Annotated in this window: 10 protein-coding genes; all 10 read right to left on the bottom strand. The window is 69.7% G+C overall.

The genetic code is table 11. The features are described 5' to 3' along the window. Positions 1 to 356, bottom strand: a 356-nt coding sequence (locus R6V09_RS31625) for a polyphenol oxidase family protein (RefSeq protein WP_317884881.1), incomplete at its 3' end; no start/stop codon positions are given. After that, complete coding sequence (ftsZ, locus tag R6V09_RS31620; RefSeq protein ID WP_317884880.1) at positions 353 to 1543, bottom strand: cell division protein FtsZ; 1191 nt, start codon at positions 1541 to 1543, stop codon at positions 353 to 355. The genes R6V09_RS31625 and ftsZ, both read right to left, overlap by 4 nt. A gap of 277 nt (positions 1544 to 1820) precedes the next feature. Beyond that, complete coding sequence (locus R6V09_RS31615; protein WP_317884879.1) at positions 1821 to 2615, bottom strand: cell division protein FtsQ/DivIB; 795 nt, start codon at positions 2613 to 2615, stop codon at positions 1821 to 1823. A 25-nt stretch (positions 2616 to 2640) separates the two neighbouring features. Then, a complete protein-coding gene (gene murG, locus R6V09_RS31610; protein ID WP_317884878.1) occupies positions 2641 to 3732 on the bottom strand; it encodes an undecaprenyldiphospho-muramoylpentapeptide beta-N-acetylglucosaminyltransferase in 1092 nt (363 codons plus the stop codon). Positions 3733 to 3738: 6 nt separating this feature from the next. Beyond that, a complete protein-coding gene (gene ftsW, locus R6V09_RS31605) occupies positions 3739 to 5106 on the bottom strand; it encodes a putative lipid II flippase FtsW (RefSeq protein WP_317884877.1) in 1368 nt (455 codons plus the stop codon). 21 nt (positions 5107 to 5127) lie between these two features. Continuing rightward, the gene (murD, locus tag R6V09_RS31600; protein ID WP_317884876.1) at positions 5128 to 6561 is read right to left on the bottom strand and encodes a UDP-N-acetylmuramoyl-L-alanine--D-glutamate ligase; all 1434 of its coding nucleotides are present in this window, start codon (positions 6559 to 6561) and stop codon (positions 5128 to 5130) included. Beyond that, on the bottom strand, positions 6543 to 7616 hold the full coding sequence (gene mraY, locus R6V09_RS31595; protein WP_317884875.1) for a phospho-N-acetylmuramoyl-pentapeptide-transferase: 1074 nt from the start codon (positions 7614 to 7616) through the stop codon (positions 6543 to 6545). Before mraY ends, murD begins: the two co-directional genes overlap by 19 nt. Next, on the bottom strand, positions 7613 to 9028 hold the full coding sequence (locus R6V09_RS31590) for a UDP-N-acetylmuramoyl-tripeptide--D-alanyl-D-alanine ligase (protein WP_317884874.1): 1416 nt from the start codon (positions 9026 to 9028) through the stop codon (positions 7613 to 7615). Before R6V09_RS31590 ends, mraY begins: the two co-directional genes overlap by 4 nt. 4 nt (positions 9029 to 9032) lie before the next feature. Beyond that, entirely contained in the window at positions 9033 to 10553 is a 1521-nt protein-coding gene (locus tag R6V09_RS31585; protein ID WP_317884883.1) for a UDP-N-acetylmuramoyl-L-alanyl-D-glutamate--2,6-diaminopimelate ligase, read from the bottom strand. A 161-nt stretch (positions 10554 to 10714) separates the two neighbouring features. Beyond that, the coding region (locus tag R6V09_RS31580) for a peptidoglycan D,D-transpeptidase FtsI family protein (RefSeq protein ID WP_442810189.1) at positions 10715 to 12591 on the bottom strand (1877 nt) is incomplete at its 5' end.

Genomic DNA, 12591 nt, shown 5'->3' with positions numbered 1-12591 from the left:
GCGATCCCGGCGACCGGGTCGGCGAGCAGGACCGGCGTGCAGTCGGCGGTCAGGACGGCGAGGGCGAGGCCGCGCCGGGCGGTGACGAGCGCGTCGACGGAGGGGATGTCCGAGGAGCCCCAGGGCCCGTCGACGACCGCCACGTCCGCGCCGTGCACCTGGTTCATCCAGACCACCAGCGCCGGGTTCAAGTCCAGTGACTTGGCGGCCAGTTCGCGATTGGTACGTACCGCGTCGGGGTCGTCGCCGACCGCGCCGCCGAGGTTGAGCTCCTCGTACGGAACGGCGCTCACCCCGCCCCACCTGTCGGTGAAGGCGAAGTGCGCGCCGCTCACGGTGTCGAACTGTCCTATCACTTCAGGAAGTCCGGTACGTCCAGCTCCTCGGCGGCGCTGTCCGAGTAGGACCGCGACGGCGGGACCGGAGGGGAGACCGGGAGGTCGGCGGCCGGCTCCTGCGCGGGCTCCGGGTCCTCCTTCGGCTTGACGCTGCCGAGCGAGCCGAAGGACGGACGGCTCTCGGTCTGCCGTACCGGGGTCGGCTCGTCGCGGCGGGCCGAGGACGAGCCCATGGTGCTCTCGCGGCGGGTCGGCGGCTGGCCGCCGTCGAAGCCGGCCGCGATCACGGTGACCCGGACCTCGTCGCCGAGGGCGTCGTCGATGACCGCGCCGAAGATGATGTTGGCCTCGGGGTGGGCGGCCTCGCTGACCAGCTGGGCCGCTTCGTTGATCTCGAACAGGCCGAGGTCGGAGCCGCCGGAGATGGAGAGCAGGACGCCGCGGGCGCCGTCGATGGAGGCTTCGAGGAGCGGCGAGGAGATCGCCATCTCGGCCGCCGCCACCGCGCGGTCGTCGCCGCGGGCCGAGCCGATGCCCATGAGGGCCGAACCGGCCTCGGACATCACGGACTTGACGTCGGCGAAGTCGAGGTTGATCAGGCCGGGGGTGGTGATGAGGTCGGTGATGCCCTGGACGCCGGAGAGCAGGACCTGGTCCGCCGACTTGAAGGCGTCGAGGACCGAGACCTGGCGGTCCGAGATGGACAGCAGCCGGTCGTTCGGGATGACGATGAGGGTGTCGACCTCTTCGCGGAGTTCGGCGATGCCGTCCTCCGCCTGGTTGGCCCGGCGCCGTCCCTCGAAGGTGAAGGGGCGGGTGACCACGCCGATGGTGAGGGCGCCCAGGGAGCGGGCGATGTTGGCCACGACGGGGGCGCCGCCGGTGCCGGTGCCGCCGCCTTCGCCGGCCGTCACGAAGACCATGTCGGCCCCCTTGAGGACCTCCTCGATCTCCTCGCGGTGATCCTCGGCGGCCTTGCGGCCGACGGCCGGGTTGGCGCCGGCGCCGAGTCCGCGGGTGAGTTCGCGGCCGACGTCGAGTTTGACGTCGGCGTCGCTCATCAACAGCGCCTGCGCGTCGGTGTTGATGGCGATGAACTCGACGCCCTTGAGACCGACCTCGATCATCCGGTTGATGGCATTGACACCACCGCCGCCGACACCGATGACCTTGATGACTGCGAGGTAGTTCTGCGGTGCTGCCACGTCGAAGGCCTCTCGCCTCGAATTACGTCGCCGTCACCGTGCGGTTCCCGCGCGGGACGGCAGATGCCGAATGGGACGGTCCGTAGCGCCGACCCGAACCCTAACGTTGAAGTTTAGGGTTACCAGTGTGTCCGTTCCTTGAAGTCTTCTGAACAGGACACTAAGTCGACAAGTGGCGCACGTTCAACGAACACGCCGAACCTCCCGTTTTTCTTTTCACCCTATGTGATCAGCCGTAGCGCTGCCCAACCAGGGTGCTGGCCTGCGCGAATGTGCGTCAACTCCCGGCTGACGCAGGGGCGGTGGGAACACTTACGTCGAAGTGCCGGGCTCCGGAAGCTGCTTTCATGAGAGCGGTGAGCGTACGCGCCTTCGCCGCGCCCTTGTCGCCGCTTCCCCAAGAGACTGTCCGGCCGCCGCTCAACTCCAGCGAGATGTCGTCGTAGGAACGGACCTTGACGACCTGGGTGTCCCGCGCGACCGCGGCCGGAATGTCACCCGCCACCTTCACCGCCTCGCGCACGAGCCGGTCGTCGCCGAAGCGGCGCAGGCCGACGGCGGACGAAGCCGAGGGAGAGAGCGTCAATTCGAGGGTGGGGATGGACTTCGGCGGCGTGGAAACGGTGGCGAATCGCACGCCCTCGTCGTCCACTTCGACGAAGTTTCCGCCCTTTTTCACCACCAGAACCGGGCTGCGTTCGGTCACTTTCAGCCCGATTCCATGAGGCCAGGAACGGACCACGTCAACCGCGTCAATTCGGGGCAATTTCCTGCGGAGTCGGGCTTCGATCGCATCGGTGTCGACGGAAATGAGCGGTCCGCCGACCGGTACGCCGGCGGCTTCGCGCACCTGCTCCGGCGTCAGGACCTCGGTCCCGGAGACCGACACCTTCTCCACCCGCAGCCACTGCGAGCCGTAGAGCAGCCAGACCGCGGCGGCGCCCAACAGGACTGCGGCGAGGGCGAGTACGACAATCAGACGAAGGCGTCGCGGCCCCAGGCGCCGGACAAGGGGCGGGCCGGACGACTCCTGTTGGCGTTCACCGCGCTCGGCGGTGGTCGGTCCGGCCACGCTCCCCTGCCTCTCTCACATGTGCCTAACGGTGCCGCGAGGCGATCGCCTCGTACACCATGCCGACGAGCAGGTCGTCGGCGTCCCGGCGGCCGAACTCGCTTGCCGCGCGCGACATCTCGTACAGCCGGTGCGGGTCGGCGAGCACGGGCAGGACGTTGCCCTGGATCCACTCGGGCGTCAGTTCCGCGTCGTCGACCAGGAGTCCGCCGCCGGCCTTGACCACCGGCTGGGCGTTCAGCCGCTGTTCGCCGTTGCCGATGGGCAGCGGGACGTAGGCGGCCGGGAGTCCGACGGCGGAGAGTTCGGCGACGGTCATCGCGCCCGCGCGGCAGAGCATCATGTCGGCCGCGGCGTACGCGAGGTCCATCCGGTCCACGTACGGTACCGGGACATAGGGGGGCATCCCCGGCATCTGGTGCACCTGCGGCAGTTCGTTCTTCGGGCCGACCGCGTGCAGGATCTGGATTCCGGCCTGCTGGAGGTAGGGCGCGACCCGCTCGATCACCTCGTTGAGGTGCCGGGCGCCCTGCGAGCCGCCGGAGACCAGCAGCGTCGGCAGGTTCGGGTCGAGCCCGAACGCGGCCCGGGCCTGGGGCCGTACGGCCGCGCGGTCCAGGAGGGCGATGGAGCGGCGCAGCGGGATGCCGATGTAACGGGCGCCCCGCAGCTTGCTGTCCGGGGTGGAGACGGCGACCTGTGCCGCGTAGCGCGAGCCGATCTTGTTGGCCAACCCGGGGCGGGCGTTGGCCTCATGGATCACGATCGGCACGCCGAGGCGCTTGGCGGCGAGGTAGCCGGGCAGCGCCACATAGCCGCCGAAGCCGACGACCGCGTCCGCCTTGGTGCGCTCCAGGATCTGCTCGGCGGCCTTGATCGTGCCGCGCAGCCGGCCCGGCACGGTGATCAGTTCCGGGGTGGGCTTGCGGGGCAGCGGTACGGCGGGGATCAGGGCGAGTTCGTAGCCCCGCTCGGGTACGAGGCGGGTCTCAAGGCCGCGTTCCGTGCCCAGCGCCGTGATCCCCACGGTGGGGTCCTGCCTGCGCAGGGCGTCCGCGAGGGCGAGCGCGGGCTCGATGTGGCCGGCGGTCCCCCCACCGGCGAGTACGACATGCACCGAAATTCACCGCTCTCCGGACGAACGCGCCGCCGAGGCACGCCGTCGCATCGTGTTCCATCTCCGGGGACTCCGGCCGGAACCGGGTCCCCTGGCCCCCCGTTTTCTACCAAAGCGGGGTTGCCGCATCGCAAGCGCCGCCCGCGCAGCGGGGTCGTCGCGCGCGAAGGCGATCAGCAACCCGATGGCGAACATGGTCGGCAGCAGGGCGGAACCCCCGTAGGAGAACAGCGGGAGCGGGACGCCGGCGATCGGCAGCAGGCCGAGCACCGCACCGATGTTGATCACCGCCTGAGCGATGATCCAGGTGGTCACGCCTCCCGCGGCATACCTCACGAAGGGGTCCTCCGTGCGTCCGGCCACGCGGATACCCGCATAGCCTAGAGCCGCGAAGAGGGCGAGAACCGACAGTGTCCCTGCCAAGCCCAGTTCCTCACCGGTGACGGCGAAGATGAAGTCGGTGTGGGCTTCGGGGAGTTGACCCCATTTCTCCACACTCGCACCGAGCCCGGAGCCGAAGATCCCGCCGGATGCGAGCGCGTAGATCCCGTGCACGGCCTGCCAGCAGTCGGCGACCCCGGTCTTGGGCTCGGTGGCGCCGATGCAGGCGAGCCGGGCCATGCGGTTGGGGCTGGTCTTGATGAGGATCACACCGATCACGGCCGCGATCGACAGCACGCCGGCGAAGAGGCGGGTCGGTGCGCCGGCCAGCCACAGCAGGCCGAACAGGATCGCGGTGAGGATGATCGCCGTACCCATGTCGCCGCCGAGCATGATCAGCCCGAGCAGCATGAACGCGACCGGCACCAGCGGCACCAGCATGTGCTTCCACTGGGACAGCATCGCCTTGTCCTGCTTGCGGGCCAGCAGATCGGCGCCCCACAGCACGAGGGCCAGCTTGCCGAACTCGCTGGGCTGGATCTGGAAGGAGCCGCCGAGCGAGATCCAGTTGCGGTTGCCGTTGACCGACATCCCTATCCCCGGCAACTGCACCAGCGCCATCATGAAGACGGCGCCCGCGAGGATCGGATAGGCCAGCGCCCGGTGCAGCTTGACCGGCATCCGCGAGGCGGCGAGCGCCAGCACCCCGCCGATACAGGCCGCGAGGAACTGTTTGCGGAAGAAGTACGAGCCGGGCAAAGACAGTTGGAGTGCGGTGATCTGGGAGGCCGAGTAGACCATCACCAGACCCAGCACGGTGATCAGCACGCTGCCGCCGGCGATCAGGTAGTACGCGGTCAGCGGGCGGTCCCAGGCCCGGCGCGCGTTGGCGTACAGGCGTCGTACGGGGTTGTCGCGTACGGTCCGGGCAGCGGCGGGACGTCTGGGGGTCCGCTGCTGCACGGGCGGCCGGCCGGTACGGCTACTGGGCATCAGCGCCTCCGCTCACGTCGGTCAGGCGCCGAGTTCGCGAACCGCCTGGGCGAACGCGTCACCGCGCTTGTTGTAGTTGGCGAACATGTCCATGGAGGCGCAGGCCGGGGCGAGCAGCACCGTGTCGCCGGCGGCGGCGAGCCGCTGTGCCTCCTGGACAGCCGCGAGCATCGCCCCAGTGTCGGTCCGGGCGAGGTCCACGACGGGTACTTCCGGCGCGTGTCGCGCGAGGGCTTCACGGATGAGCGCACGATCGGCGCCGATCAGCACCACGCCCCGAAGTCGCTCTGCCGACTTGGCGACGAGTTCGTCGAAGGTGGCGCCCTTCGCGAGTCCCCCCGCGATCCACACGATCGACTCGTAGGCCGCCAACGAGGCTTCCGCCGCATGGGTGTTGGTGGCCTTGGAGTCGTCGATGTACGCGACACCGTCCACATCGGCCACGTGCGCGATGCGGTGCGCGTCGGGCGTGAAGGCCCGCAGCCCGTCCCGTACGGCCTTGGCGGGCACTCCGAAGGCGCGCGCGAGGGCAGCGGCGGCAAGGGCGTTGGCGATGTTGTGCGGGGCGGGCGGGTTGACGTCCGAGACCTCGGCGAGTTCCTGCGCGTTCTTCTGCCGGTCCTCGACGAAGGCGCGGTCGACCAGGATGCCGTCCACGACGCCGAGTTGGGACGGCGCGGGACTGCCCAGCGTGAACCCGACGGCCCGGCAGCCCTCCTCGACATCGGCCTCGCGGACCAGGTCCTCGGTGGCCTTGTCTGCGACGTTGTAGACGCAGGCGACCCGATTGCCTTCGTAGATACGGCCCTTGTCGGCGGCGTACGCCTCCATCGAGCCGTGCCAGTCGAGGTGATCGGGCGCCAGGTTCAGGACGGCGGCGGAGTGGGCGCGCAGCGAGGGCGTCCAGTGGAGCTGATAGCTCGACAGTTCGACGGCGAGGACGTCGTATTGCTCGTCCCCGAGTACGGCGTCGAGGACCGAGACGCCGATGTTGCCGACGGCGGCCGTGCGCAGGCCGCCCGCCTTCAGGATGGAGGCGAGCATCTGGACGGTGGTGGTCTTGCCGTTGGTGCCGGTGACGGCGAGCCAGGGGGCCGCGTCGGGGCCGCGCAGGCGCCAGGCCAGCTCGACATCGCCCCAGATGTCGATCCCGGCCGCCCGGGCCGCCGTGAACAGCGGCTTGTCGGGCTGCCAGCCAGGGGTGGTGACGATCAGTTCGGTGCCGTCGGGCAGGGTCGCACCGTCGCCGAGGCGCACGGTGATGCCGAGCGCCTCCAGGTCGGCCGCCTGGGCCCGGGAGCGCTCGTCGTCGCCGTCGTTGACGACCGTGACGAGCGCGCCGAGGCCGTGCAGGACCTTGGCCGCCGGGATGCCGGAGACACCGAGCCCGGCGACGGTGACGTGCTTGCCCTCGAAGGAGAGCCCCTGCCCTTCGGTCACTTTTCCGCTGCCCATCCCGCGTAGAAGAGGCCCAGGCCGACGATCACGCAGATGCCCTGGATGATCCAGAAACGGACCACGATGAGTACTTCGGACCAGCCCTTGAGTTCGAAGTGGTGCTGGAGCGGGGCCATTCGGAAGACCCGCTTGCCGGTGAGCTTGAAGGAGCCGACCTGGATGACCACCGACATGGTGATGAGGACGAAGAGGCCACCCATGATGGCGACGAGCAGCTCCGTGCGGGAGAGGATCGCCAGGCCGGTGAGAACACCGCCGAGAGCGAGTGAGCCCGTGTCACCCATGAAGACCTTGGCCGGCGAGGTGTTCCACCACAGGAAGCCCAGGCAGGCGCCCATCAGCGCGGAGGCGATGACCGCGAGGTCGAGTGGATCGCGCACTTCGTAGCAGGCGTTCGGGTTGGTCAGGGTCGTCGCGTTGGCGCAGGACTCCTGGAACTGCCAGACACCGATGAAGGTGTAGGCGCCGAAGACCAGGACCGAGGCGCCGGTGGCGAGGCCGTCCAGACCGTCCGTCAGGTTCACGCCGTTCGACATCGCGAGGATCATGAACAGCGCCCAGATCACGAACAGGATCGGGCCGATCTTCCAGCCGAAGTCCGTGATGAACGACAGCTTCGTCGAGGCCGGGGTGTTGCCGCGGGAGTCCGGGAACATCAGCGCGAGCACCGCGAAGCTGATGCCGACGATCAGCTGGCCGGCCATCTTCGCCTTGGCCCGCAGGCCCAGCGAACGCCGCTTGACGATCTTGATGTAGTCGTCGAGGAAGCCGACCAGACCCATGCCGCACATCAGGCCGAGCACCAGCAGCCCCGAGTAGGTCGGGGGGTAACCGGTGATGACCTTGGACAGGAAGTAGGCGGCGACCGTCGCGAAGATGAAGGCGATACCGCCCATCGTCGGCGTACCGCGCTTGCTGGCGTGCTCGCGCGGACCGTCGTCACGGATGTACTGGCCGTAGCCCTTGCGGGCCAGCAGCTTGATCAGCAGCGGGGTGCCCATCAGGGTCAGGAACAGGCCGATGACTCCTGAGAACAGGATCTGCTTCATCATCGGGCGGCAACCTCACCCTCGGTACCGGCCTCGACGAGCGCCTGCGCCACGCTCTCCAGACCGACCGACCGGGACGCCTTCACGAGAACGACGTCTCCCGGGCGCAACTCGCTGCGCAACAGGTCGACCGCCGCCTGTGCGTCGGACACGTGCACCGACTCCTCACCCCACGAACCCTCGTTATATGCGCCCAGTTGCAGCCAGGACGCTTCCCTGCCCCCGACCGCGACGAGCTTGCCGACATTGAGCCGGACAGCGAGCCGTCCGACCGCGTCGTGCTCGGCGAGCGCCTCGTCCCCGAGCTCGGCCATCTTGCCGAGCACCGCCCAGGTCCGCCGCCCCTTGCCCATGGCCGCGAGCGCGCGCAAGGCGGCTCGCATGGACTCGGGGTTCGCGTTGTAGGCGTCGTTGACGATGGTCACGCCGTCCGAACGCTCGGTGACCTCCATCCGCCAGCGGGAGAGGGAGCCCGCCTCGGAGAGCGCGGTGGCGATCTCGTCTGCGGACATGCCCAGCTCATGGGCGACGGCGGCCGCGGCGAGCGCGTTCGACACGTGGTGCTCACCGTACAGGCGCATGGTCACTTCGCTGCACCCGGAGGGTGTGTGAAGGCTGAAGGCGGGCTGTCCGCTGTCCGTGAGTCTGACGTTCTCGGCCCGTACGTCCGCTTCGCCGGACTCTCCGAAAAGGATCACCTTCGCCTTCGTACGGGACGCCATGCCTCGTACGAGCGGATCGTCCGCGTTGAGGACCGCGACGCCGCCGTCTTCAACTGAAGGCAGGGCCTCCACGAGTTCACCCTTTGCCTGCGCGATCTGCTCCCGGCCGCCGAACTCGCCGATGTGGGCGGTGCCGACGTTCAGGACGAGGCCGATCTGCGGGGGCGTCAGATCCGTGAGGTAGCGGATGTGGCCGATTCCGCGGGCGCCCATCTCCAGGACGAGGAACCTCGTCTCGTCGGTGGCGCTCAGCGCGGTCAGCGGCAGCCCGATCTCGTTGTTCAGCGATCCCGGCGTGAACACCGTGGGCGCCTTGCGGGCGAGCACCTGGGCGATGAGGTCCTTGGTGCTGGTCTTGCCGGCCGAGCCGGTGAGGGCCACGAGGGTCGCGCCGAGCCGTCGTACGACATGACGGGCGAGGGCGCCCAGGGCGCTCTGGACGTCGTCCACGACGATCGCGGGCACGCCGACCGGGCGGGACGCCAGGAGGGCCACCGCTCCCGCCTCGACGACCGCGTTCGCGAAGTCGTGGCCGTCGACGCGCTCGCCGACGAAGGCGACGAAGAGGCTGCCTGGTTTCACTTCCCTGGAGTCGCGGACCACCGGGCCGGTGACCTGGACGGACGGATCCGGTATGTCGTGCGTCTGCCCGCCGACGACTTCTGCGATCTCGGCGAGGGAGAGGGCGATCACAAGTTCATCCCTGGGTCTTCTGGATAGCTTCGCGGAGCACCTGGCGGTCGTCGAAGGGACGGACCACTCCGGCGATGTCCTGGCCCTGCTCATGGCCCTTGCCCGCGACCAGCACGGTGTCCCCCGGCCGCGCGCGGGCGACGGCGGCGGCGATGGCGGCGGCCCGGTCCTCGAAGACCTGGACCTCGCCGCGCTCGTGCGCCGGCACCGACGCGGCACCCTGGAGCATCGTCGCGAGGATCGCGAGGGGGTCCTCGGAGCGGGGGTTGTCGGAGGTCAGTACGGCGGTGTCGGCGAGCCTGGCCACGGCGGCACCCATCGGCTCGCGCTTGGTCTTGTCCCGGTCGCCGCCGCAGCCGAGCACCACGTGCACCTTGCCCTCGGTGACCTTGCGCAGCGCGCGCAGGACCGATTCGACGGCGTCCGTCTTGTGGGCGTAGTCGACGACCGCGAGATACGGCTGCCCGGCGTCCACGCGCTCCAGGCGCCCCGGCACACCCGGCACCGCGGCGATGCCGTCGGCGGCGAGCTGCGGGTCGAGGCCCGCGGTGGCCAGGGCGGCGATCGCGGCGAGGGTGTTGGCCACGTTGAAGGAGCCGGCCAGCGGCGATCTCGCGGTGATCAGCTCGCCCTTGGGGCCGACGGCGGTGAACGTCGAGTCCATCGGGCCGACTTGAACGTCCTCGGCGCGCCAGTCGGCGTCCGGGTGGCCCTCGGCGGAGTAGGTGACCACGGGGACCGTGACCTGTGCGGCGAGCCTGCGGCCGTACTCGTCGTCGAGGTTGACCACTCCCTGCCGGCTGCGCAGCGGCGTGAACAGCTGCGCCTTGGCCTGGAAGTAGTCCTCCATGCCGGAGTGGAACTCCATGTGCTCCGGGCTGAGGTTGGTGAAGACCGCGACGTCGAAGATGCAGGCGTCGACCCGGCCGAGGACCAGCGCGTGACTGGAGACCTCCATGGCGACCGCGTCGACCCCGCGCTCCAGCATGACCGCGAACAGCGCCTGGAGATCGGTGGCTTCGGGGGTCGTGCGCTCCGACTTCATGCGCTCGTCGCCGATGCGCGTCTCGACCGTGCCGATCAGGCCGGTGGAACGGACCGTCTTCAGGCCGCCCTCGACGAGATACGCGGTGGTGGTCTTGCCGGAGGTGCCGGTGATACCGATCTGGAGCAGATCGCGGCCGGGGTGGCCGTAGATGGTGGCCGCCAGCTCGCCCATCTGCCCGCGCGGATCGGCTACGACCAACACCGGCAGGCCGGTTGCGGCCGCTCGGTCGGCTCCGGCCGGGTCCGTCAGGACGGCGACGGCGCCGAGGCCGGCCGCCTGGGTGACGAAGTCGGCGCCGTGAAGGCGGGCACCGGGCAGTGCGGCGTACAGGTCGCCGGGGCGGACGGCGCGCGAGTCATGGGTGATGCCCGTGACTTCCGCGGTCGACGTCGGCGCGGTGGCGCCCAGTTGGTCGGCGAGTTCCGCGAGGGGTGTGGCGGAGATCTGCGCCGGCCTGGGCGGCCCCGGGTAGGTCACGGATGCGCCCTTCTGGGGGTTTTGGGAGTGGTCGGCGGGTGGCACGGCGGTGAGCGTACCGGGCGCACCCGCCCCGGGGCGAAGTGAGGGGCGGGGGTCGCCCTGGTTCCCGGACTGGGAGGTGATCATGGTCACGGATCGGTTCCTGGCTGTTGCGCTGATCAGGGCGTGAAGGTCACGGGCAGATTCGCGGCCTTCGCCCCGGTGGGCGGGACCTGGAGGGTCTTGAGGGCGAACTCCATCACCTGCTTGTAGATCGGTCCGCAGATCTGACCGCCGAAGTAGCTTCCGCTGGTGGCGTTCTGGATCGCGCAGTAGACGGTGATGCGGGGGTTGTCGGCGGGCGCGAACCCGGCGAACGACGAGGTGTAGCCCTTGTACTTGCCGGTGGCCGGATCCACGCGGTTGGCGGTGCCGGTCTTGCCCGCGACCCGGTACCCCGGAATGGCCGCCTTACCGCCCGTGCCCTGCTCGTCGTCCACCACGGACTCCAGCATCTGGGCGAGGGTCTTCGCCGTCTTCGCACTGATGACCCTGGTCTTCTTGGGCGTCGCCGCGGGCGTGAAGCGGCCGTCGGGCCCCTTCGTGCCGCGCACCAGGGTGGGCTCGACACGGACACCGCCGTTGGCGACCGTCGAGTAGACGGAGGCCGCCTGGAGCGCGTTGAGGGACATGCCCTGGCCGAAAGGAATCGTGTACTGCTGCGAGGTCGACCACTCGGAGGCGGGCGCGAGGATGCCCTTGGTCTCGCCGGGGAAGTCGAGCCCGCTGTAGCTGCCGATGCCGAACTTGCGCAGATACGAGTACAGGACCTGGTTGGCCTCGGGCTGCGTCTTGCCGAGCTGGCCGGCCGCCTCGATGGTGCCGATGTTGCTGGACTTGGCGAGGACGCCGTTGAGGGTGAGGTTCCAGGTCGCGTGGTCCACGTCGTCCTGGAAGAGGCGGTCGCCGCGGTGCAGCCGGTTCGGGACGACGACATGCGTCAGCGGGGTGGCCACGTTCTCCTGGAGTACGGCGGCCATCGTCATGACCTTGGCGGTGGAACCGGGCTCGTAGGCGTCCTGGAGGGCCGCGTTGCCCAGGGAGGCCGCGTTGGCCTGGGCGAGGTCGTTCGGGTCGAAGCCGGGCGCGTTGGCCATGGCGAGGATCTCTCCGGTGCGGGTGTCCTGCACTATCACGTACCCGCGATCCGCCTTGGACTTCTTCACCTGCTCCGTGATGGCGTTCTGCGCGGCCCACTGGATGTCGCGGTCGATGGTCAGCTCGACATCGGAACCGGGCACCGCGGGCGTCTCCGTGGAGCCCGCGGTGGGCACCTGGAGGCCGCCGGACTGGGCGTAGCGGACCTTGCCGTCCTTGCCCGTCAGGTCCTTGTTCAGCTGCTGCTCGACCCCGCCGCCGCCCTTGCCGTCGGCGTTGACCCAGCCCAGTATCCCGGCGGCGAGATCGCCGTTCGGGTACACGCGTTTGGTGGTGGGGACGGCGAGGACACCGGCCAGGACGTTGACCGTGGTCGGGTCGGTCGAGGCCTTGGTGTTCAGCGCGCTCTTGAGGTCCTTGATCTGCTTCCAGACCTGTGGGGTCTGGCGGTTGGCGAGGACGACGTAGCGCAGGTTCTTGTTCGCGGGTCTGAGCTTCTTGACCAGCCCGGCCTGGTCCACGCCGAGGATCGGGGCGAGGAGGGCGGCAGCCTGCTCGGGCCCGTCGTCGATCTTCAGCTGCTTGCGGGTGAAGAGCGTCGGGTCGGCGGTGATCGTGTACGCGTCCACGCTGGTCGCGAGGGCCACCCCGGAGCGGTCGGTGATCTCACCGCGCTCGGCGGCCAGCACGTAGTCGACGTACCGGTTCTGCGCGGCCTTGGCGGCGTACGCGCTCGCGTCGACGGCCTGCACCTGGAGCAGCCGTACGACGAACGCGATCAGGACGAGGGTCAGCGCGAGGCTGATCATGCGCAGCCGGGGGCGGGGGCTGCCGAGCCGGAGGGAGCGCGAGCCCGCCGGGCGAGCCGCGGGAGGGGCCGATGCCGGGCGGCGGGCCG

This window comes from Streptomyces sp. W16, from assembly GCF_033194735.1.
In the GTDB taxonomy this organism is placed as follows: domain Bacteria; phylum Actinomycetota; class Actinomycetes; order Streptomycetales; family Streptomycetaceae; genus Streptomyces.
This window is presented reverse-complemented; position numbering and strand designations above follow the sequence as displayed.

Coding starts and splice junctions, on each gene's coding strand:
- ftsW (WP_317884877.1), bottom strand. CDS start 5,106: ATGCCCAGTAGCCGTACCGGCCGGCCGCCCGTGCAGCAGCGGACCCCC.
- murD (WP_317884876.1), bottom strand. CDS start 6,561: ATGGGCAGCGGAAAAGTGACCGAAGGGCAGGGGCTCTCCTTCGAGGGC.
- mraY (WP_317884875.1), bottom strand. CDS start 7,616: ATGATGAAGCAGATCCTGTTCTCAGGAGTCATCGGCCTGTTCCTGACC.